We start from the raw sequence: 21,444 nt of genomic DNA on the forward strand, positions 1-21,444 counted from the left end.
CTGCGTCCGATGGCTGGAGGCTTACATAGAGTCGAGGTTTTTGGGGAGGGGCGGGTGATCAGGGTCAAAAAAATGCTCGGACCGAGAGGTTTGGGCATTTTTTTTGGGTTCGAAACCCACAGCGCTGGGGATTATTTCCTGCGTTGTCTTTGAGAACACGTGTTCCCTGTAGGAGCTGTCGAGTGAAACGAGGCTGCGATCTTTTGATCTTCAGCAATTTCAGATCCGCCGAAAATCAAGATCAAAAGATCGCAGCCTCGTTTCACTCGACAGCTCCTACAAGGGGGGACGTATAAGGAGGAAGCGGGTCGCCTGTCACATCGAGCGCTCACAAATGATCAATACGATCATTTGAATGATTGATTTGCGCAATTCGTACCGAGCGCCTAAGATAATTTTGACTGACTCAATCACAAAATGATTGATTCAGTCAGTTTCGAGGTGAAGTACGTCTTACCAAACAATTATAAAAGGAGACCCTCGTGGCCCAAATTCCTATCAAGCGCACCATTGAACGCATCCCTGGCGGCATGATGATTGTCCCGCTGCTGATCGGTTCGCTGGTGGCTACGTTCCTTCCCGACACTCCGAAGTTTTTCGGCTCTTTCACCAATGCACTGTTCACCGGGGCGTTACCCATCCTCGCGGTGTTCTACGTCTGCATGGGCGCGAGCATCAATATCAAGGCCACGCCTTATCTGCTGAAGAAGGGCGGCACGCTGCTCATCACGAAAGTCGGCATTGCCGTGCTTATCGGCATTGTGCTCGGGCACTTCCTGGGCGAGCAGCCGGTTTCGTCTGGCCTTTTCGCCGGTATATCGACGCTTGCAGTGGTCGCGGCGATGAACGACACCAACGGCGGCTTGTATATGGCGCTGATGGGGCAATACGGTCGCTCCGAAGACGTCGGTGCCTATTCGGTCATGTCGCTTGAGTCCGGGCCTTTTCTGACGATGGTCACCTTGGGCATCGCCGGTCTGTCGGCCTTCCCTTGGCCAACGCTGGTGGGCAGCATCCTGCCACTGGCCCTCGGCATGCTGTTGGGCAACCTCGACCGTGACATGCGCGACTTTCTGGCAAAAGCTGTTCCGGTGATGATCCCATTCTTCGCCCTGGCACTCGGCGCCAGCCTGGATTTGCATAACGTCTGGCAAGCCGGCTTGTTGGGTCTCGGCATGGGCGTTGCAGTGGTCGTACTGACTGGCATCCCGCTGTTCTTCGCTGACCGTTTGACCGGTGGCACTGGCGTCGCGGGTGTTGCCGCAGCCACCACCGCCGGGAATGCCGCCGCCGTCCCTGCGCTGATCGCAGCGGCCAACCCGGTGTACGCCGAAGCGGCCAAGAGCGCGACCATTCTGGTAGCCGCCTGCGTCGTGGTCACCGCAATCCTCGCACCGCTGCTCACCGCTGCCGTCGCCAAACGTGTGCAGCAGCGCAACCCGGTCGTCATACCCGAACCGGGGATCGAACCTCAAAAGCAGGAGGCCTTGCGATGAGGATTCTGATCATCGCTGACGACCTGTCCGGCGCAGCGGACTGCGCCATCGGCTTCGCGAGCGTGGGGATGCAAACGGTCGTCACGCTCGACCCCTTGAATGACAAGGCCGACGCTCAGGTGATTGCCGCCGACACCGACACTCGACGTCTCTCCCCGGCGCGGGCCGCCGAGCGCACCGTCGCCGCGTTCAAGGCCTTGCATCAACCCGGGCAGCGGCTGTACAAGAAAATCGATTCGACGCTGCGCGGCAACTGGGCGGCCGAAGTCGCCGCCCTGCAACCGTTGGCGGGCCTGGCCATCGTCGCCCCGGCGTTTCCCGCCACCGGGCGTACGTTGCACGGCGGTCGGGTATTTGTGAACGGCCAACCGCTGGAAACCACCGATACCTGGAAACTGGAAAACGCTGATCGTCCGGCCGATGTCGAAGCGATGCTCGTTGCCGCAGGCCTGAGCACTGCGAAGCTCGACCTCGATACCTTGCGCGGCAACGAAAAAGCGCTCGAGCGGCACATTGCCGAAGTCGCCCGCAGCGGCACCCAGGCATTGATCGTCGATGCACAAACCGAAGACGACCTGCTGACCCTCGCTCGCCTGACCGCCTCGATGGAGCAGCCGCTGTTCTGGATCGGTTCGGGTGGCCTTGCGCGGGAAATCGCCAGTCTTCCGGATTTCTCTGACGCACGTTTCACGGCCATCGAACCCGATGCTCTCGAAAAAAGTCAGGCGCCTATTCTGATACTCGTCGGCAGCCTCTCCGGCGTCTGCGAGCGGCAGTGTGCTTTGCTCAAGGAGCGTGGTGGCGTCGGCGAATTGGTCGTCCCGCCCGAAGTCCTTCGCCAGGGCACAACACATGGCGATTGGTCGATGTGGCAATCGCGCATCGGCGAACAATTGGACGGCTGGAGCGACCTGCTGCTGCGCATCGGCCGCGATGAAGCGTTCGATCCCCAGGAGGGCGCACAACTCTCAACCATGCTCGCGGTGCTGGTCGAACCGCACTTCGCCAAGGTCGGCGGTCTGATCGCCACGGGCGGCGAAACGGCCCGGGCCATCTTGACCACCGTCGGCATCGACAGCCTGCAACTGCTGACCGAAATCGAAGCCGGCGTCGCCTTCGCCCGGCCAACCGTTTCCCGTCAGGGCCATCGTCCCGGCATCGTTACCAAGGCCGGCGCGTTCGGCACCGACAACGCCTTGTATGCGGCATGGCAGCACTTGAGCGCTAGCGCCGATCGCTCCCCGCCCCAACGCACACGAATCCAAGGACTCCAATGAACACTATGACCAACTACCTGCCCATCATCGGCATCACCATGGGCGACGCCACCGGTGTCGGCCCGGAAATCATCGTCAAGAGCCTGACTCATGACGTCGTCTACCAACAATGCCGGCCGCTGGTGATCGGCGATGCCCGCCGCCTCGAGCAAGCCAACGTCATCGTCGGCGGCAGCGCCAAAGTGCGCCGCATCGAAGACGCCTCCCAGGCTTTGTACGAAGCCGGCACCATTGACTGCATCGACCTCGACCTGATCCCCGACGACCTGCCGTTCGGTGAACTGTCGCCCATCGCCGGTGACGCCGCTTATCAATACATCGCCCGCGCCGTGCAACTCGCCGAGGCCAGCCAGATTGATGCGATCTGCACCGCGCCGCTGAACAAGGAAGCGCTGCACGCCGGCGGCCACAAATACCCCGGCCACACCGAAATGCTCGCGCATCTGACCAACGTCGACGAAGTGTCGATGATGCTGGTGGCGCCGCAACTGCGCGTGATTCACGTCACGACCCACATCGGCATCATCGACGCGATCCGCAAGATCGAGCCGGGCCTGGTCCAGCGCACCATCGAACGCGGCAACGCGACACTGATTAAGGCCGGCATCGCCAGACCGCGAATCGGCGTGTGCGGGATCAACCCCCATGCCGGTGAAAACGGTTTGTTCGGCTACGGCGAAGAGGAAGAAAAAATCATCCCTGCAGTGAAGCTGCTGCAAGAGCGCGGCCTCGACGTCACCGGCCCGCTGCCCGCCGACACCCTGTTCTTCCGCGCCGGACGCGGCGACTTCGACCTCGTGGTGGCGATGTATCACGACCAGGGCCACGGCCCGGTCAAAGTGCTCGGCCTCGAAGCAGGCGTAAACGTCACCGTGGGTCTGGACGTGATCCGCACCTCGGTCGACCACGGCACGGCTTTCGATATCGCCGGCAAAGGCATCGCCGATGAACGCAGCCTGCTCGAAGCGCTGCGCCAGGGCGCGGAGCTTGCCACGCGACGGGGATGAGTCGCGTGGGTGCTGTCGTGTAAGATCGACCACCGTCCACACAACGAGACCCGCCATGAAAGCCTCCGAACGCCACCGCGCCATCCTCGATCTCGTACGCATTGGCGATGCCAACGTCGAGCAATTGAGCGCGGCGCTCGGGGTCTCGGAAGCCACGGTGCGACGCGACCTGACCATGCTCGCCAAACAGCGACATCTGGTGCGGACCTATGGCGGCGCGACTTCAGTTGTCGGCGTTCACGAACCGGAAGCTTCGCTGGAAGAACGCAAGACATCGCAGTGGGAGCAAAAAGACGCCATCGCCCAGGCCGCGGCGGCGCATGTTCAGGATGGCGATACCGTGTTGCTTGATGGCGGCACCACGTGTGCTGCGCTGGCCCATCATCTTTGCTCGCGACAAGACGTGCATGTGGTGACCAACAACTTGCTCGCCGTGATGACCTTGGCCAATGCGCCGGGCGTGCGGTTGACGTTGATCGGCGGTGATTTGCGCGGTTCGAGCATGAGCACGTTGGGGCCGTTGGCGGAACTGACGTTGAGTCGGTTGAGTGTCGACAAGGCCTTCCTGGGGGCGGATGGCGTGGTGGCGGAGTTTGGGTTGTGTGAGGCGAGTGCGCAGCAGGCGTACCTCAAGGAATGCATTATCAAACGGGCGGCGCAAATTGTTGTCCTTGCGGACACTGACAAGCTAGGGCGTGCGCGGCAACAGCATTGGACGCCGATTGAGCGGGAGTGGCGGTTGATTACTGGCGCCACTGCGGATGAAGCAGCGCTTGCGCCGTTTCGGGCGAACAAGCAGATCACCGTGGAAACAGTCGCTACGCAGTCAATGTAGCTGCTGAAGGCTGCGATCACGGCTCCGGAGGACGTATTCCTCTGTAGGAGCTGTCGAGTGAAACGAGGCTGCGATCTTTTGATCTTGATCTTTTTGGCATCGCTGAAGATCAAGATCGAAAGATCGCAGCCTCGTTTCACTCGACAGCTCCTACAAGGAAACGTGAGTGCTTGAGCTCAGGTCGGTCGCCCGCCTCGCTTTTGCTGAGGTTAGGCCGTTAATGCATGGAGCGTTTTTGACTTGCACATGTCTCCGTCGGCGACACGTTTTCGTGACGTGTCGCAGAAATTGAAAAAGTGAGACATGTTGCAAAACGGACTACACCAGAAGGGGCTGAGTCCTACCGAAAAATCGCACAACATTTAGTGGTCGCGAGCATGTGAAATAACGATCTGAGGCGTCGCCCCGACATCGTTGGACGGCAACGTAAAAGTGGTGCGAAAGCCGAGTTTATCCAGCATGTCCATCATTGCATCGATCGTGAATTTCTCGATCTTGCCAGTGGTGAGCTCTGAAACGCGGGATTGGGTCACGTTCAATCTCGCTGCGGCCTCACTCTGTTTGAGGCCCAGTTTTTTGATGCAGTCAGTGATGAATATCGAAAGCTCCATCTTCAGCGCGATTTTGCTGGCGACTTCTTTTTCATGCGTGACATGGAATGGGCTGTCGAAGAATTGAACTGCCATGTACGTCTCCCGTCCTTTGAGTTATCTAAAATTTTCGATAAACGCAGGCTAGCCGATTGAGCCTTTCGGACGCAAACGTGTGATGCCTGTGCGACGACACTCATTACACCAAGTAACTAATGATGTTCCCGCCCCCACCTTTATCCCCTCCAGCTAACTCCATACATTGAGCTCCAACGCCGACCCATTCATTCCGAAGGGAAGGTCACTTGGAGATTCCTCATGCCTTTCGTAAGTGTCCGCATCACCCGCGATGGCGTTACCTCTGAGCAGAAAGCTCAGGTGATCGCCGAAATCACTGAAACCCTGGAACGCGTCCTGAAGAAGGATCCGCACCTGACCCACATCGTGATCGAAGAAGTCGACACCGATAACTGGGGCTACGCCGGCATCACCACCACTAAGTACCGCAAGGAACTGGCAGAGGCGGAGGGCAAGTCATGACCGCGTCCGTCTCCATCGATTTCATCTCCGACGTGGTGTGCCCGTGGTGCGCATTGGGTGCGACGGCGCTGGAGCAAGCGATCGAGAACGTGGCCGGTGAGATTTCGGTGGAGCTGACCTACAAGCCTTTCGAGTTGAACCCGGACATGCCGGCGGTCGGCGAAAAAGCGGTCGAGCATTTGATGCGCAAATATGGACGCACCGCCGCAGACGTCGCCGCCGGCAAAGCGATGCAGATCGAACGTGGCGCGGCCATCGGTTTCAAGTTCGATCTGGAGAAGCGCACCCACTTCTACAACACGTTTGATGCGCATCGGCTGCTGTTGTGGGCGTTGCAGGAAGGGCGGCAGGTCGCTCTCAAGAAAATCCTGCTGCGCGCTTACTTCACCGACGGCCAGAACCCGAGTGATCGCGAGACGCTGGTTCGTCTGGCGGCTGAAGCGGGACTGGATGCGGCGGCTGCGCAAGAGGTGTTGGCGTCCGGCGCGTTTGCCAAAGAAGTGCGTGAGCTTGAAGCGTTTTATCGCCAGCACGGCATCAACTCTGTTCCAGCCATGGTGCTGAACGGTCGTCATCTGGTGTCCGGTTCGCAGTCGGTCGAGTACTACGAACAGATGTTGAGACAAATGGCCAAGGCCCCCGCCGAAGCCTGATTACTTGTTTTTTCAAACCATTCTTAATTAGTAGAGGTTCATCATGAGCAATTCGAAAAAAGTCATCGTTATCACTGGCGCATCCCAAGGCCTCGGCGCAGGCATGGTTAAAGCCTTCCGTGAACTGGATTACAAAGTTGTCGCTACTTCGCGTTCGATCAAACCGTCCACCGATCCAGACATCCTCACCGTGGCGGGCGACATCGGCGACCCAGCGGTCGCGCAGCAAGTGATTCGTGAAGCCATCGCACGTTTTGGCCGCATCGATACTCTGGTCAACAACGCAGGGATCTTCATTGCCAAGCCGTTCACCGCTTACACCGCCGAAGACTACGCCAACGTGCTGTCGGTGAACCTGAATGGCTTCTTCTACATCACCCAACTCGCAATCACCGAGATGGAAAAACAAGGCAAAGGCCACGTCGTCAACATAACCACCAGCCTGGTCGACCACGCGATTGACGGTGTGCCGTCGGTACTGGCTTCGCTGACCAAAGGTGGTTTGAACGCGGCGACCAAGTCCCTGGCGATTGAGTACGCCAAGCGCGGGATTCGAGTGAACGCAGTTTCCCCTGGCATCATCAAGACGCCGATGCACGGCGAAGAAACCCATGCAGCGCTCGGCAGTCTGCACCCGGTCGGCCACATGGGCGAAATCAGCGACATCGCTCAGGCAGTTGTGTATCTGGACAATGCCAACTTCGTCACCGGCGAAATCCTGCACGTCGATGGTGGTCAGAGCGCCGGTCACTAAGACCTGCGTTGATTTGTCCACAGCGCCGTCGATCAATATCGACGGCGTTTTTATTGGAGAACGCAGCATGAACAACCACGTTCACAAGGTTTTCCTGATCACCGGAGTCAGTTCAGGTTTCGGCCTGGCCTTTTCCCAAGCAGCGCTGTTAGCGGGGCACACGGTGGTTGGCACGGTGCGCCGCGAATCCGAGCGTGCCGCGTTCGAAGCGCTGGACGCCCATCGAGCTAAAGCGTTCGTGCTCGACGTCACCGATTTTCCGGCCATCGAGCCGTTGGTGGCCGAAGTCCTGCGCGAGGTGGGGCAGATCGACGTGCTGGTGAACAACGCCGGCTATGGTCACGAAGGCATTCTCGAGGAGTCGCCGCTGACTGAAATGCAGCGCCAGTTCGACGTCAATGTGTTTGGCGCGGTGGCGATGATCAAAGCGGTACTGCCCGGCATGCGTGAACGGCGCAGCGGGCATATCGTCAACATCACCTCCATGGCCGGCTTCATCACCTTGCCGGGCATCGCTTACTACAGCGGCAGTAAATTCGCCCTCGAAGGAGTCAGCGAAGCGCTGGCCAAAGAAGTCGAATGTCTGGGCATCCACGTGACCGCCGTGGCACCTGGCTCATTTCGTACCGAATGGGCAGGGCGCTCGATGATCCGTTCCGGTCGCACCGTGAGTGACTACGACGCGGTGTTCGATCCAGTGCGCAAGGCGCGGGAAGAGAAGAGTGGCAAACAGGCCGGTGATCCGCACAAAGCAGCGCAAGCGTTATTGGCTTTGGTCGCAGCTGAAAAGCCGCCGGTTCACCTGTTGCTGGGTAAGGATGCGGTGAGGTTGGTGCGTGAAAAGATGGCTCGGCTTCAGGCGGAAATTGATGCTTGGGAGCAGCTTTCGGTTTCGACGGAGTTTGAGTGATTGATGGCCGGTGTATAAAAATCCAGAACCCAGAAACAACAAAGCCCTCGTATTTCTACGAGGGCTTTGATGTTTGGTGTTGGCACCAGATCTGAAAAATAGATCTGAGAATCATCTGGGCGCCCCCCAGCTCTCGTAGATGTCGAGGGATCCCATTCGCTACAGACAGAAAAGCTCCACATCTTCGTCGTCGGGGACTTCGTCCGTAACAATCACTCGTGCGTGCGCGCTGTGCTCGTCCTCCATACGCAACCCGAAGTAGCGGGTATCGTTGGCGTCCCAAAATGCTTCTATCTGCGCCATGAGTGCATGTTCAAGCAGCACCTCGGCGCTGCGCTCCAAGATGATCGAGTAACGTCGTTCGGTGTTCATTACAAAGAGGCTCGCAACGGCGGAGAGGGTTGTGCATAAGCACTGCTGTCATTATGCCGTCTCACAGCTTTTCGACCGTAACCGCTCATCGTTTCGGGGAGGTATGTAGATGCGCGGTAGCAGAATTGGATGGATCGATTGCGCACGCAAGTGTCTTGGAAAAGCAGCCTTTGTCTTGGTCAGTAGATCGTCGTTGGGTTTGACGGCCTCATCGCGAGCAAGCCCGCTCCCACAGGTTCCACTGTGTGGACGAAAAGTGGACGCTCCAGAAACAACAAAGCCCCTGCATTTCTGCAGGGGCTTCGTTTTGTATGGTGCCGGCACCAGGAGTCGAACCCGGGAACTACTGATTACAAGCGGCTTGTCCCGGGGTTTTTTCAAGTTTCAGAATGTAACGAAATACCAGCAACTCACCGTTTTAAAAGGATAATAGCCCGATTCGTTGTTTCGCTTCGTTGCACGTTGTAGTCTGAAGTCATCCAAGAAGCTGTGACCAAAGCTGTGACCAAGACCGAGGGGCGATCAATGGCGGGCAACGCATCGAAGACTGTGAACGACCAGAAAGTGCGGGGGATGACTCCTGGCTGCTCACCTCTGGTTGAAAGCTTGCCGGGACGTGGCACCGGGGCAATGGTATTCAAGCGTGCGAACGAAAGCTCGCCTGCTTGCTACTACCGCTATCACCTGGCTGGCAAGCAAGTGCTGATCAAGCTAGGAGTGTATCGGCGCACAGATCGGGAGGTCGGCTTTACCTTGCCGGAACTGCGCGACCAAGCCGCGGCAATGGCCCAGATAGCTAAAGCTCACGGCGACGTAAAGGCGTACTTGGCGCAGCGGGAAGCAGGCGTTGAAGCTGCACGTATCGAAAATGAGCGCGCTGTTGAGGCTGCTCGCCTAAAAGCGGACGAGGAAGCCCGAGAGCGCCAGCACCTGGCCGACGTCGAAGCTTCACGCGGCACCTTCGGAGAGCTATTCCTCGATTACATCGAATCGCTTCGGGTGAAGGCCACAGCCGGCGTCGTCAAGGAACTGGAGCGGTTTTACCAGACCAATATGCTGGCCCCTCACGCCAGCATCATGGCGATGAAGGCGCGCGACATTCGCCCTGAGCACATTCTCGCCATACTTAATCCGATCTGGGATCGCGGTGCAAAGGTACAGGCTGATCGGATGCGTTCGTACTTGTCGGCGGCATTCAACCATGGTCTGCGTGCCGAGAACGCGGTTGGCAGGTCGCGCGTCAAGAGCTACAACCTAGAGAACAACCCGGCCGTGCTGGTAGCTGTCGAAAAAGTATCGGCTCCTGCTATCCGGGCGCTTTCGGATGCGGAGTTGAGCAAGTTCTTGGCGACAATCGAAACCACCGAGGGCGTCGGGCAGGTCATGGCGCTGCTGTTCAAGTTCGTTATTGCCACAGGCGGGCAGCGCATTCTCAACATCTGCCAGACGACTTGGGATGAATACGATCTAGAAGTCGGCACAGTACGCTTGATCCATCGAAAGGGGCGCGGAGGTCAAACGATGGGCAGGCCGCATCTAGTCCCGTTGACTGAGCGAGCGGTCGCCATTCTGAAGCGTGTGAAGGAGATCAACGGCTGTCACCCCTGGCCGTGGACCACCACCGGAAAGCAGCACATCGTCGTCAGCAGCCCGGGCCATGCCATTGCCGACTGGCTGAAGTCAGAGCATGCGGTTATCGATGGGAAGCAGACCCCCAGCTTCTCGCCCCGCGACTTGCGCCGCACCTGCACTCAACTGATGCAGCGTCACGGCATCAGTGATCAGCTGTCCGATCTGCTGCAAGCGCACGGCCAGACCGGCGTGGCGAACACGCACTACCGAAATAACCCCGAGGCGGCGTTACCGGAGAAGCAACGCGCCATCGAACTGTTCGAGCATGCGCTTGCAAAGGTGCTGAGGGAGCAACAGGCCGCAAAAGTGGTACCGCTGGCCAGGAAGAGGAAAGGAAACTGAAAATAACAAAAAATAATTTCTAGTGCGTGTGGTGCTATATGGAACTGAATGGTCAGGTATGGCGCGTAGACACAATTTTACAAACGAGAATAGTTCGCTAATGTGCACTTGAATGGTCTGTACGCCTCGCTACTATGCGACAACTGGCTAGACGTACAACACCCAGATGAAACGCCCTGCACGCTGTGGCCGGGGGTTGCTGGTAACGTAGTTGCTGCTGGAATGCAGGCAAAGAAAAGCCCTCGACACTGCGAATGCCGAGGGCTGATCTGGGGGGACGAGACAACGTCCTTCTGCATACCAGCAAGGCCAGTACATACCCCAAGGTAGAAGCTTTTACTCGGGCTTCAATATCTACAGGCAAAGCTTGTAGACACTGGGAGTGTAAGTCACCTGAATTTGGCGTCAATGCAAATTCGTACCGTCTGACCGACGTAGATCCTACGACTTGTCGTGCGGCATTCGTGACTTTCTATCCTGCGCTGAGGGGAATCTCATTCAGTTCGAAATGGATGCCCAAAATGAGTCAACAAAACATTAGCGTCAGTCCTTCCACTGCAGCACCCAATCTGCCGATTCCCGGCACTTTCGGCACCACCGCACAGCTTTGCACTCGCTACCAAGTCAGCCGCACGACTTGGTGGCGCTGGTCGCAGATGCCTGGCTTCCCACGTGCAGTACGGTTCGGTCGCTCGGTTCGCTGGCCGGTTGAGTCCGTTGAAGCTTTCCTGACTCCTCAGGAGGCTTAACCCATGCCTACCCAACAACTCGCGAATCAACGCGGGCCGGCAGCGTTCGGCCTGGAGAAAGTCTGCACCGGTGAGTTTGCACAGACATCGATCCATTTTGAGATTCAACGCATCGCCGATGCGGCCCTGCGCGTGGCGGAAAATCTGCTGGCCGACTGGCTGCCGGATGGCGCTCGCAAGGGCAAAGAGTACTGGCCGACCAACCCGGTACGCGGTGACCGTAAGCCCGGGTCGTTCAGCATCAACATGCACACCGGCAAATGGAACGACTTCGCCAGCGGCGACAAAGGGGGCGACCTTGTGTCGCTGCTGGCCTACCTGCGCGGCTGCTCGCAGATCGAGGCTGCCCGCATCCTTGCTGGACAACTCGGGCTGCAGTCCGGTGGTAACCACAAGCGTGACCTTGTTGACGAGGAGGTCGCGCGCCAGCGTATGGCCCGCCAGCGTGAACAGCGTCAGCAGCAAGACGATGAAAAAACGCGGGCCAAGTGGGAGGAGTCCGCCGCCAGTGCGCGTCGCGACTGGGCGCTCGCTGTCCCGGCTGACCCCAACCATCCATACATGGTCCGCAAGCGCATCAAACCCCATCATCTGCGTCAGCTCGGCGCCGAGCTGCTGATTCCCATCTACTGGCGCGGCGAATTGGTGAGCCTCCAACGCATCAAGTCCGATGGCAGCAAGCTTTTCCTTTCGGGTGGCCGTATCAGCGGTTGCTACTGCCTGTTCGGGCGTATCGTGCCCGGCATCGAGCTCTTCATCGTCGAGGGCATTGCAACGGCTGCCACCCTTCACGAGCAGACGGGCAAGTGTGTCGCAGCTGCAATGAGCGCCGGTAACTTGCTGCCGGCTGGTTTGGAGTTGAAGCGCCTCCATCCCAATCTCGTGCTGGTCGTCGGCGGCGATGATGACCGTGCCAAGGAAGCTGAGGGTAAGCCCAACTCCGGCAAGTTGGCTGCCATCCATGCGGCGGCGATGCTCGACCAGAAGTACGTGCTGCCGGCCTGGCCGGAGGATGCGCCGCTGCATCTGTCCGACTTTAACGATTTGGCTGTATTGCTGGAGGATCGGGAATGAACGCGCCCCTGATGACCGAGGTTCGGACCCCGACAGGGCTGGCACCTAAGCCGCTGCTACCGGATACCGCGCCGCCGACGCCTTATCCCTTGGACGCTCTGCCCCGAGTGATGCGCGGCGCGGTCGAAGCCATTGTCGAGCATGCAATGGTGCCTGCCGCTATCGCCGGGCAATGCGTTATTGGTGCCGTCACCCATCTGGCGCAGACCAGGGTCAACGCTTGGCACCCCAAGGGCAAACCTGAAGGCGCGCTCTGCTCGCAGTTCATGCTGTCGCTGTTCGATTCGGGGGAGGGCAAGTCGAGCGCGCGTGATTTGGCCTTCAAGACGATTGACGAAGCGGAGAAGGATGCGCGCGCTCGCCACCGCCAAGCATGCGCCGAGATTGAGACAATGGCTGCTGGCCTGAAGGGCAAGGCACGCGAAGAGTTCTTGGCTGCACACCCGCTGCCGCCCGATCCGAAAACCCAATACAGCGATGCGACTTTCGAGCCGCTGGTTGGTGATTTCATCCGAGGCAAGGCGGCTGCAAGCTGGGACACGGACGAAGGCGGGCAAATGCTCGGCGGTCATTCGCTCAAGGCTGACACTGTGGCCGCCACCCTTGGCGGCCTGACGACAGCCTTCAGTTCGGGGAAGTTCGAGCGCACCCGCTCGCGCGGCAACTTGGAAGGCTCCGGCGTAGCCTACAACCGCCGTCTGAGCATTCACTTGATGGCGCAAGCTGTAACCGTGGCGGAGGCATTGAGCAATCCGTTGTTGGTCGGGCAGGGCTTCCTTGCACGCTTCCTGCTTGCGGCGCCGGATAGTCTGGCCGGCACCTGCTTCATCACTATTGAGTCACTGCAGCGCAAGGCCTACGCAGACCCGCGCCTGCAAGCGTACTGGTCACGCTGCAAAGAGATCGCCGCCAGCCCGGAACATATTGACCCGGAAACCGGTGAGGTCGCCCCACCCGTTTTGGAGCCTGATGCAGAGGCTGAACAGGTATGGGTGGACTTCCGAAACGAGATCGAAAGCGAGCGCGGGCCGCTCGGGATGTTCGCTGGCCTGAAGCCGTTCGCCGCCCGAAGCGCCGAACAGGCGTTGCGCCTGGCTGCGGTGCTCGGCTGCTATGAGGGTGTCAAGCAGATCGATGCCGACTGCATGCGTCGCGCCTGCATGCTGGCGCGCTATTCCCTCGATGAGTGGCTGCGCTACATCGACGCAGGTGCGAATTGTCCCGAGATGAATCTCGCCTCCGAGCTGATGAGCTGGTTGCGCGGTCACAAGCACAAGGCAGACTGGCAAGAGTTTCACGTTAATGATCTGGGCAAGTCGGGGCCGCCTGCGGTTCGTTCGGCCAAGGTGCGTGACAAGGTTTTGGCCGTTTTGCTGAAGCACCACCACCTACTGAGCAGCGACGGCAAGCAATTCAAGATCAACCCCCTTGCGGAAGTTGCGGATTCTGCGGAAACCCAGCAATTTCGTGGCTTTGCGATTGCGGAAGCTCTGCGGAACGTTGCGGAAGTTGCACCGTTTACCCGCGCTGTCCATCCAGCATCCACAGCGCTTCCGCAAACTTCCGCAGAGCTTCCGCACGCTGAAGCCAAGCATTTGCACGGCCTTCCGCAGAATCCGCAGAATCCGCAGTTCCCTGCATCCGCAAATGCGAAAAGCGCACAGATGTGGGAGATGAAGCTTTGAGCGCCGCCGAGCTGATGCACCGCGCGAGTGAGGTCGGCGTCGAGATGGTGGTCAGCCAGGATGGCTGCCTGCAACTGCGTGCGGTTCATCCGCCGTCTGACGATTTGCTGGTCGAGTTGGCCGCGCATAAGATCGAGATCATCATCGCTCTGAATGCGGCCAACGACTCGATGCCGTGGAGTCACTGGCTTTCGCGCGTCGCACACCTGCTCGAGACCCGTCCAGCCGTAGTGCTGGAAGAGCGGCATTTGGAGTCGCACGACCTTGTCGAACTGGCCGATGCGGATGTCGTGCTGGTGGCCAACATCATCCGCACTAGCCCGGCGTGGATCGACCGGCCGCGGCGGGTCGAGCAATCGGTCGAGATGCACGCCGTGGAGGAGGTTAAGCCGCAGCACATCATCCACACCGCCGCTACGGCGTCACAGGCATGGCGAGAGGCCGATGCGGCACACACCAACCATCTGATGAGCTGCCGCGTCTGCCATGCGGCAACCGGCCGTTACTGTCCGGCTGGTGTTGATCTGCGCCAGCGTTATAACAACACCCCGATGGAGGCGAGCGAATGAGTAATATCCCGGCAAAGAAGTTCGCCATGGCGGAGACGGAGGAGCAGGCCCTCGCCATTAATTATCTGACTCCGGAGTGCCTGAGCGCCGCATTGCTTGTCAGCAGTAACCTAATCGGCGGGACGCCGTTTACCGAGGTCATCCTCGAATTGAGCCGGCAGACGGCTGCAATCAACAACGGTGACATGACTCAAGCAGAAAACATGCTAGTGGCGCAGGCTCATACTCTGAACGTTCTGTTCACGCAGCTCACGACTCGTGCACTGTCGGCTAAACAAATGAGCGGGCTGGAGTCCTACATGCGTCTCGCACTTAAGGCTCAGAACCAGGCCCGGGCCACCTTGCAGACCTTGGGCGAACTTAAAACCCCCAAGCAGGTCGCTTTCGTGAAGCAGGCGAACATCGGCAATCAGATCCAGGTCAATAACGGTATTCAAGAGAAGCCCGCGCGCACGCGGAAAACCAAAAAAGCGCAGAACGAACTATTGGAGGTTGAGCATGGCGAACGGCTGGACGCCCGAGCGACGGGCGCGGCAGGCGGAGCTGATCCGGCAATGGCGACCTTGGGAACGAAGCACCGGGCCGCGAAGCGCCGAGGGTAAGGCCGCTTCATCGAGCAATGCCTGGAAAGGAGGGATCAGACCGCTGCTGCGGGAGCTGGCAGAAGAGCTGCGAGAGCAGGACAAGATTCGTCGCGAGATTTTGGACTGAGCGGAGCGCCACGGATGGCGATTACCAAGTGCTTACCCGCTCCGAATTTATTGGCACGTATCACTTTGAGTTATCCCTACAAAGTGCAACGAAAAACACCTCTCCTAAGTCTTGAAATCAAGACTCGTCCGTTCCGTTTTGTCCGGTTATGTGTTGCACCTGAGGTGCACCTAAAAAACACTGAATAGGGATATCCCCCCTGATAGGGTCGACCCGATGAGTGAATCACCCAAAATTTCCCAGCGAGACAATCAAAAAACATCGCAATCGGGAGCCCGCGTAAAACTCCTCCCTAAGAGCCGACTACTCCCGTGCTGATCGCTTTCAAAAAGAAACCGGAGCAAACGTGGTCCCAATCAGAACCATTGAGCTGTTTGAGCAATCGTCACAAAGCGATTGGTGATTATCGCCCCCTGAGGGACGTGAGAACTCATACTTTCTTAACCAGTACGAGCGCGGGCCTTCGCCAAGCGGCCAAGTGAACGGGCCAGTCTATTAGCAAAAACTGGCTTGGTACTGACCATCGTTTACAACTGCCTTGACCAATACGGGGCAGTTTGTGCGAGGGGGACAACTCCGACAATATTGACGAACTGGCGAGTGAGTATGTGTTAGGCACGTTGCCGGACGAGCAACGCATCGAGATACAAAAGCGCCTCGCTCAGGAGGCCGATTTGCGAGCTGCTGTAGATGCGTGGGAACAGCGATTGTTTGCGTTGACCGAACTGGCTGAACCGCAACCCCCTACTCCGCTGCTCTGGGGGCGAATCGAGCGCAGCTTGAATAGCAATGAACAGCGAGCATCACGAGTGACGGCGCCGCGCAGCCAATCTCGTGGTGGAACCTCCCTCCGCTATGGCGTGGGCTCGCGGGAGCAGGTCTCGTCGCAACGCTTTCGCTCGGAACAGTACTACTGACAAGAACCGCGCCGGTGAATCCGACCACCTACCTGGTCGTTCTAGTGGCTCCGCAGAACCAGGAACCCGGCTGGGTTATTCAAGCGAGCAACCCAAAGGAAATCCAACTGATACCTTTGGGGGTAACGCAAGTCCCCTCCGATAAAGCACTTGAGTTCTGGACCAAAGCGGACGGCTGGCAAGGACCGGTGTCCCTTGGATTGGTCAAACCTGGGCAGACGCTTTTCAGTCCCTCTGGATAAATTACCTCCGCTGGAATCCAGCCAGCTCTTTGAATTGACTCTGGAGAACCCCAATGGATCGCCGACGGGCAAACCCACAGGACCGATTCAGTTCATTGGCCGGGCGGTTAAAGTGATCTGACCTCGGGCGTCTTAGAGGAAAAGTCCGCAAACGCGGACTTGTTTGTCCGTCACATCTCTACCTGAGTTCCCAGCTCAATCACTCTATTCAGAGGCAGTTTGAAATACTTCAGGTTGCTGTTGGCGTTCTTCAGCAAAAACGCGAAAAGACTTTCCCGCCAGCGCGCCATCCCAATGCGCTTGGTGGGAATCACTGTCTCCCGGCTGAGGAAATAGGTCGTGCGCATCGGACTGAAATCCAGCTCATTCAAGTGACACAGACTTAACGCCATGGGTACGTCGGGCTCCTCCATGAAACCGAAGTGGAGACTGACCCGGAAAAACCCTTCGCCATAAGCTTCAACCTCAAACCGCTTGTCAGCATCAACGCGAGGACTGTCTTCAGACACCACGGTGAGCAGCACGACTTGCTCATGCAAGACTTGGTTATGCAGCAAGTTGTGCAGCAGCGCATGAGGAACCGCATCGGCCCTGGCCGTCAGAAATACCGCCGTACCTTGTACGCGATGGGGGGGCTGCGTACGGATGCTGCCGATGAATAGTGGAAGTGGTAGCGCGGTTTCATCCAGCCGCTCAACAATGATTTTCCTGCCCCGCTTCCAGGTGGTCATCAAGATGAACAGGCCAATGCCAGCGATCACAGGGAACGCACCACCTTGGAAAATCTTCGGCGCATTGGCGGCGAAATACAGACTGTCAACCAGCAGAAAACCAAGCAGCATCGGAATCGCCAGCCAGCGCGGGGTTTTCCAAAGCAGTAGGACGACAGCCGAAGATAATATGGTGGTGATCAACATAGTGCCCGTCACCGCGACCCCATAGGCAGCAGCCAAGGCACTGGACGACTCGAAACCGATCACCAGCAGCACGACACCGACCATCAATGCCCAGTTAACCGTACCGATGTAAATCTGCCCCTGCTCCTGGCTGGAGGTGTGCTGGATAAACATCCGAGGGACGTACCCTAGCTGGATAGCCTGGCGCGTCAGGGAGAAAGCACCGGAGATCACGGCTTGAGAAGCGATGATGGTCGCAAGTGTGGAAAGCGCGACCATCGGCAGCAGTGCCCAACTCGGCGCGAGCAGATAGAACGGATTGCGCACAGCCTCCGGGTTCTCCAGGATCAGGGCCCCCTGGCCAAAATAATTGAGCACCAGCCCTGGCAACACCAAAATGAACCAGGCACGGGAAATCGGTTTGCGACCAAAGTGGCCCATGTCGGCATAGAGCGCTTCAGCACCGGTCAATGCCAACACGACGGCGCCCAAAATCGCCACACCCATTCCCGGATGAACGACGAAGAACTGCACCGCCCAAGCAGGGTTGAGCGCTTGCAGCACTTCGGGGCGCTGCAAAATGCCGTAGACCCCGAGCGCACCCAACACCACAAACCACAGCACCATGACCGGGCCAAACAAAATCCCAATGCGAGCAGTGCCGTGTTTCTGTATCAGGAACAGCGCCACCAGCACGATCACGGACAGGGGCACAACCCAGTGCTCGATCCCATCAAACGCCAGCTGTAACCCCTCAACCGCAGAGAGCACTGAAATCGCCGGGGTAATCATGCTGTCCCCGTAAAAAAGCGCCGCCCCAAACAGGCCGAGCAGGACCAGTACCTTGCTCATGTGCGGATAAGGGGTGGCTGCGCGGCGGGCCAAAGCCGTCAACGCCATGATGCCGCCCTCACCCTGGTTATTGGCACGCAGGATGAACAGCACATACTTGATCGAGACGACCCAGATCAGCGACCAAAAGATCAACGACAGAATACCCAGCACGCCGTCCTGATTCACCTGCACGCCGTAGTGGCCGGAAAACACTTCTTTCAGCGTGTAGAGGGGGCTGGTGCCAATGTCCCCGTAAACCACTCCGACAGCAGCGACGAGTAAGCCCACTCCTGAGGTTTTGGATTGGGACTCTTCGTTTGCAACGGTAGCTGTCTGACTCAAAGGGCGCTTCTCTCAATTCACGGGGAGTTACTGCACGCCATCCTTGGGCAATACATTTCCAAGGCCATCGGAAAGCAAGGCGCATGGACGATCAAAAAATCGCGGCCAGTATCGTTGCGGGCAAAATCACCTACCGTAAAGAAAGCGTAAAAATTTTACGGCAGATCCGACCTTAATTTTTCCGGACACTTAAGCGCCACATCGGTCTGGGCTGAGTTTTCTATGTGCTGGTGCATGACACCCTGCCAGCATCGAACAAGAGGAATTCACGGTGCGAAAACTTCGGAGTTGACGAGGGAGGGCCGGATTCAACCACCTGTTGATTATTCCTAAAGAACAACAACTGGTGGCGGGATCGACAACGCGGTGCTCATGCGGAAGCAATCGGTCTCAGTTTTTGCATCTCACGCTGGCGCGGCCACCGTGGGACGCCCAGGTTTGCAAAGGATATCGAGTCGCGAGCCGCTGTAGCGGGATTCGCGGAATAAACGCCAGCGCCCGAATAAACCGTAGACATGCATGACCCGACCCTGCTCGTGGTACCCCATGCGGAGGTGCAATTTGAGCGCAGGAATGTTGTGCGTCTCGCAGACGTCCACCACTTTGTCACAGCCTTGCGCCTGCATGGCCTGCCACAGACTGATTTGGGCATCGACTGAAAGGGCCGTCCCGAAGTAAGGCCGCGTCATCTCGCCCCCGAACTCGAAGAACTCACCTTCTTTGACCGGGAACCAGCAACCGTAATAGTGGCGATCATGGTAATTGCGTTTGCTACCCCAAATAAAGGCCACGGCATCGCCCTTGTCGTCCAGGTACATATGTCCGGTATGCCCTTCGGCGGCCAGTTCGCGCATGGTTTCCACTCGGTCGCCAAAGTGCTTGGCGAACGCATCCGCGTTATGGGTATCGATGTCGACCAAGCGTAATCCCGAATAGGGCCTGAGCTTGTGAGGCGGAACCGACGTGACCAAGTCACGCTCCATCCACAGTAACTCCCAGTGGAAAAACACATAGCGCTCCCACAGAGTATTGACGGTGCGACGCAGGCCTTTTTGTTTGATTCGGTCTTGTAGCTTCTGCAATGCACTCATGATGCCTCCCGGTGGAGTTAGGGGCGTTGTTACAAAAGTGTTTGGTGAGTGTATGCGCGATGGACAAGCTGAATCGGCCATTTAGGGTGTTCGAACAGCTAACGGGCTGCAACCAATGCGACTCTTGCGATGAAGAGCCAACAAGAGCCATGCGCTGAAGTGGGTATAGATCAGCGCAACAGGCGCATATCAAAAAGACATCAACAGCTTTGTAACAAAATATTCTGCTGGCGCTGAATGAGTCTAAGTCATTGTTGCAGACGATTCTTAGCCACTCAGCCCTTCGCGACAGGCAACAATCGGCCAGAAGCTGCCTATCATCAGGCGGTCGCGCAAGAAGTGACCGGTTTAGCCCGTAATACGGCTAGCGTCAATGTGCCCCAATGTAATGTCATTTCTGATGCGATTCAGCGCAGCTAAGGCCGTTTCAGCGGAGCTTTTGACCGAAATCAATCCCGACCATTATCGAATAGTATAGAAAAACAGTCGTTATATTTTTCCAGCGGCTACACTTGTAAATAAATTAATTAAATGAATTTTGATATCTAGATGTTATTTTCCTTGAAAACAGCGCCCTCCCTTTGATCCGGCTAGCGGACTCTACATGAAAATTGAAATTCTTAAGCAAGCGGTTATGGACTCACGAGACGGCATTACCATCTCCGACAATTGCATCGACGACAATCCGTTGATTTTTGTAAATCCTGCTTTTGAGCGCATGACTGGCTACTCCTTCGAAGAAATTACTAACATTAACTGTCGATACCTACAAGGAAGCGATCGAAAACAGCCTGAGCTGGAAGTTGTTCACAATGCCGTTAAAAAAGGTGAGTACTGCCTCGTAACCTTGCGGAACTACCGCAAGGATGGAACTATGTTCTGGAACGAATTAAGCATATCGCCAATTTATGATGAGGGCGGGGCAGTAACCAACTTTATTGGAATCCAAAAAGATGTAACACCTAGAGTTATAATACAGCAGCAACTTCGCGACGAGCATCAGTCTCTCGAGGAAATGAAAGTGCACTTCGAGCAATTATCCATAAAAGATGGGCTCACAGGCATTTACAATCGTCGTTTTTTTGATACGCAGTTCGAAATTCAATGTAAAATTGCATGCCGCAATGGCGACTCATTGACTCTTGCGATGATTGATGTTGATCACTTCAAATCATTCAATGATATTTATGGACATCAAGCTGGCGATGAAGCGCTAATACGTGTTGCAGATAGTTTGAATAAGTCCTTCCAGCGAGGCTCTGACTTTGCAGCCAGGTATGGCGGCGAAGAATTTGTAATTCTGTCCAACGGCATGGAGAAAGACCAGGCCGCTCTGTATGTCAAGTCGCTATGTCAACGAGTGCGAAATTTGAAAATACCGCACTCCGCTTCCAGTACAGGCTACTTGACTATAAGCATCGGTTTTTCAGTTCATACATTTGGTCCACTGCACCAGTCTAAAGTACTACTGGCACAAGCTGATAAAGCTCTCTATATAGCTAAGGAACGTGGAAGAGATCAATATTTTAGTCTTTAGTTCCTGTACGTAAACTTGGAAAAATGGCGTTTGTATCACCATCATGTCGCCCCCCTTGAAGGGCACTTTTGGTCGCCCAGGGCTGGTCGTGGCCGGCAGCAATCGGCCATAAGCGGACGGTCACGACCGACCGCTTATGGCCCAGAGTGTGTAAAAACGCTTCGCCAAAATTGAATTGTGCGCGTCTACGTTAAATCTGAAATTTATCGGCACGTCAGCAGATGTGGATTTCGCGTAGAAGCGCGATTTTCAGTCCGATTTTGAATACCTGTCGCGCTCAAAAACTTTTTTCACAGCCTCGGCCGAAAGCCGTAACGCCGGGGCACATCAATACCGCGAGCGTTAGCTTGATGAACTTTTCGTTTCTGTGATGGCGTCCAGCGCGCTCT

18 protein-coding genes and 1 pseudogene are annotated in these 21,444 nt (G+C 57.1%); 15 read left to right on the forward strand and 4 right to left on the reverse strand.

The annotated features are described in order from the left end of the window. The first annotated feature begins 482 nt into the window (after positions 1 to 482). From ACA049_RS01455 to ACA049_RS01470, 4 genes are read left to right on the forward strand one after another with little or no spacing between them, the layout of a single operon-like run. Positions 483 to 1,496 carry a 2-keto-3-deoxygluconate permease gene (locus ACA049_RS01455; RefSeq protein WP_497332572.1) on the forward strand — a complete coding sequence of 338 codons (1,014 nt, stop codon included), beginning with the start codon at positions 483 to 485 and terminating at the stop codon, positions 1,494 to 1,496. Beyond that, complete coding sequence (locus ACA049_RS01460; protein ID WP_497332574.1) at positions 1,493 to 2,773, forward strand: four-carbon acid sugar kinase family protein; 1,281 nt, start codon at positions 1,493 to 1,495, stop codon at positions 2,771 to 2,773. Before ACA049_RS01455 ends, ACA049_RS01460 begins: the two co-directional genes overlap by 4 nt. 5 nt (positions 2,774 to 2,778) lie before the next feature. After that, entirely contained in the window at positions 2,779 to 3,780 is a 1,002-nt protein-coding gene (gene pdxA / locus ACA049_RS01465) for a 4-hydroxythreonine-4-phosphate dehydrogenase PdxA (protein ID WP_497336747.1), read from the forward strand. Between the two features lie 55 nt (positions 3,781 to 3,835). Further along, the gene (locus ACA049_RS01470) at positions 3,836 to 4,615 is read left to right on the forward strand and encodes a DeoR/GlpR family DNA-binding transcription regulator (protein WP_497332576.1); all 780 of its coding nucleotides are present in this window, start codon (positions 3,836 to 3,838) and stop codon (positions 4,613 to 4,615) included. Between the two features lie 362 nt (positions 4,616 to 4,977). On the opposite strand, the gene ACA049_RS01475 is transcribed toward ACA049_RS01470, so the two are convergent. Continuing rightward, the gene (locus tag ACA049_RS01475) at positions 4,978 to 5,301 is read right to left on the reverse strand and encodes a helix-turn-helix domain-containing protein (protein WP_497332578.1); all 324 of its coding nucleotides are present in this window, start codon (positions 5,299 to 5,301) and stop codon (positions 4,978 to 4,980) included. Positions 5,302 to 5,523: 222 nt separating this feature from the next. Between ACA049_RS01475 and ACA049_RS01480 the strand changes: the two genes are divergently transcribed. The 4 genes from ACA049_RS01480 (at position 5,524) to ACA049_RS01495 (ending at position 8,062) form a co-directional block, all read left to right on the forward strand. After that, on the forward strand, positions 5,524 to 5,745 hold the full coding sequence (locus ACA049_RS01480; protein ID WP_094469609.1) for a tautomerase family protein: 222 nt from the start codon (positions 5,524 to 5,526) through the stop codon (positions 5,743 to 5,745). Then, entirely contained in the window at positions 5,742 to 6,398 is a 657-nt protein-coding gene (locus tag ACA049_RS01485; protein WP_497332580.1) for a DsbA family oxidoreductase, read from the forward strand. Before ACA049_RS01480 ends, ACA049_RS01485 begins: the two co-directional genes overlap by 4 nt. A gap of 43 nt (positions 6,399 to 6,441) precedes the next feature. Next, on the forward strand, positions 6,442 to 7,152 hold the full coding sequence (locus tag ACA049_RS01490; RefSeq protein WP_497332582.1) for an SDR family NAD(P)-dependent oxidoreductase: 711 nt from the start codon (positions 6,442 to 6,444) through the stop codon (positions 7,150 to 7,152). A 67-nt stretch (positions 7,153 to 7,219) separates the two neighbouring features. After that, positions 7,220 to 8,062, forward strand: coding sequence for an oxidoreductase (locus tag ACA049_RS01495; RefSeq protein ID WP_497332584.1), 843 nt, complete (start codon positions 7,220 to 7,222; stop codon positions 8,060 to 8,062). 159 nt (positions 8,063 to 8,221) lie between these two features. Here the strand turns inward: ACA049_RS01495 and ACA049_RS01500 are convergent, their stop codons facing one another. Next, positions 8,222 to 8,434: a hypothetical protein gene (locus ACA049_RS01500; RefSeq protein ID WP_497332586.1), complete on the reverse strand. Its 213-nt coding sequence runs from the start codon at positions 8,432 to 8,434 to the stop codon at positions 8,222 to 8,224. A 525-nt stretch (positions 8,435 to 8,959) separates the two neighbouring features. On the opposite strand from ACA049_RS01500, the gene ACA049_RS01505 reads away from it, so the two are divergent. The 6 genes and pseudogenes from ACA049_RS01505 to ACA049_RS01530 all read left to right on the forward strand — a co-directional run bounded on the left by ACA049_RS01505 (position 8,960) and on the right by ACA049_RS01530 (position 16,476). Next, on the forward strand, positions 8,960 to 10,408 hold the full coding sequence (locus tag ACA049_RS01505) for a tyrosine-type recombinase/integrase (RefSeq protein ID WP_497332588.1): 1,449 nt from the start codon (positions 8,960 to 8,962) through the stop codon (positions 10,406 to 10,408). A gap of 752 nt (positions 10,409 to 11,160) precedes the next feature. Further along, complete coding sequence (locus ACA049_RS01510; protein WP_497332590.1) at positions 11,161 to 12,231, forward strand: toprim domain-containing protein; 1,071 nt, start codon at positions 11,161 to 11,163, stop codon at positions 12,229 to 12,231. Next, positions 12,228 to 13,916, forward strand: coding sequence for a DUF3987 domain-containing protein (locus ACA049_RS01515; protein WP_497332592.1), 1,689 nt, complete (start codon positions 12,228 to 12,230; stop codon positions 13,914 to 13,916). The genes ACA049_RS01510 and ACA049_RS01515 overlap by 4 nt, the downstream gene beginning before the upstream one ends. Continuing rightward, a complete protein-coding gene (locus tag ACA049_RS01520; protein WP_497332594.1) occupies positions 13,913 to 14,485 on the forward strand; it encodes a hypothetical protein in 573 nt (190 codons plus the stop codon). The genes ACA049_RS01515 and ACA049_RS01520 overlap by 4 nt, the downstream gene beginning before the upstream one ends. Next, complete coding sequence (locus ACA049_RS01525) at positions 14,482 to 15,087, forward strand: hypothetical protein (RefSeq protein ID WP_497332596.1); 606 nt, start codon at positions 14,482 to 14,484, stop codon at positions 15,085 to 15,087. The genes ACA049_RS01520 and ACA049_RS01525 overlap by 4 nt, the downstream gene beginning before the upstream one ends. A gap of 666 nt (positions 15,088 to 15,753) precedes the next feature. Then, positions 15,754 to 16,476, forward strand: a pseudogene (locus ACA049_RS01530) (anti-sigma factor). A 49-nt stretch (positions 16,477 to 16,525) separates the two neighbouring features. Here the strand turns inward: ACA049_RS01530 and ACA049_RS01535 are convergent. Both ACA049_RS01535 and ACA049_RS01540 read right to left on the reverse strand, forming a co-directional pair. Further along, positions 16,526 to 18,427, reverse strand: coding sequence for a potassium transporter Kup (locus tag ACA049_RS01535; RefSeq protein WP_497332598.1), 1,902 nt, complete (start codon positions 18,425 to 18,427; stop codon positions 16,526 to 16,528). A 404-nt stretch (positions 18,428 to 18,831) separates the two neighbouring features. Next, entirely contained in the window at positions 18,832 to 19,518 is a 687-nt protein-coding gene (locus ACA049_RS01540; protein WP_497332600.1) for an N-acetyltransferase, read from the reverse strand. Between the two features lie 604 nt (positions 19,519 to 20,122). On the opposite strand from ACA049_RS01540, the gene ACA049_RS01545 reads away from it, so the two are divergent. Further along, positions 20,123 to 21,055, forward strand: coding sequence for a GGDEF domain-containing protein (locus tag ACA049_RS01545; protein ID WP_497332602.1), 933 nt, complete (start codon positions 20,123 to 20,125; stop codon positions 21,053 to 21,055). Positions 21,056 to 21,444: the final 389 nt, after the last annotated feature.

It is taken from the genome of Pseudomonas sp. LBUM1662 (genome assembly GCF_059695915.1).

Coding starts and splice junctions, on each gene's coding strand:
- ACA049_RS01460 (WP_497332574.1), top strand. CDS start 1,493: ATGAGGATTCTGATCATCGCTGACGACCTGTCCGGCGCAGCGGACTGC.
- ACA049_RS01510 (WP_497332590.1), top strand. CDS start 11,161: ATGCCTACCCAACAACTCGCGAATCAACGCGGGCCGGCAGCGTTCGGC.
- ACA049_RS01480 (WP_094469609.1), top strand. CDS start 5,524: ATGCCTTTCGTAAGTGTCCGCATCACCCGCGATGGCGTTACCTCTGAG.
- ACA049_RS01470 (WP_497332576.1), top strand. CDS start 3,836: ATGAAAGCCTCCGAACGCCACCGCGCCATCCTCGATCTCGTACGCATT.
- ACA049_RS01490 (WP_497332582.1), top strand. CDS start 6,442: ATGAGCAATTCGAAAAAAGTCATCGTTATCACTGGCGCATCCCAAGGC.
- ACA049_RS01495 (WP_497332584.1), top strand. CDS start 7,220: ATGAACAACCACGTTCACAAGGTTTTCCTGATCACCGGAGTCAGTTCA.
- ACA049_RS01545 (WP_497332602.1), top strand. CDS start 20,123: ATGAAAATTGAAATTCTTAAGCAAGCGGTTATGGACTCACGAGACGGC.
- ACA049_RS01525 (WP_497332596.1), top strand. CDS start 14,482: ATGAGTAATATCCCGGCAAAGAAGTTCGCCATGGCGGAGACGGAGGAG.
- ACA049_RS01485 (WP_497332580.1), top strand. CDS start 5,742: ATGACCGCGTCCGTCTCCATCGATTTCATCTCCGACGTGGTGTGCCCG.
- ACA049_RS01500 (WP_497332586.1), bottom strand. CDS start 8,434: ATGAACACCGAACGACGTTACTCGATCATCTTGGAGCGCAGCGCCGAG.
- pdxA (WP_497336747.1), top strand. CDS start 2,779: ATGACCAACTACCTGCCCATCATCGGCATCACCATGGGCGACGCCACC.
- ACA049_RS01475 (WP_497332578.1), bottom strand. CDS start 5,301: ATGGCAGTTCAATTCTTCGACAGCCCATTCCATGTCACGCATGAAAAA.
- ACA049_RS01515 (WP_497332592.1), top strand. CDS start 12,228: ATGAACGCGCCCCTGATGACCGAGGTTCGGACCCCGACAGGGCTGGCA.
- ACA049_RS01540 (WP_497332600.1), bottom strand. CDS start 19,518: ATGAGTGCATTGCAGAAGCTACAAGACCGAATCAAACAAAAAGGCCTG.
- ACA049_RS01505 (WP_497332588.1), top strand. CDS start 8,960: ATGGCGGGCAACGCATCGAAGACTGTGAACGACCAGAAAGTGCGGGGG.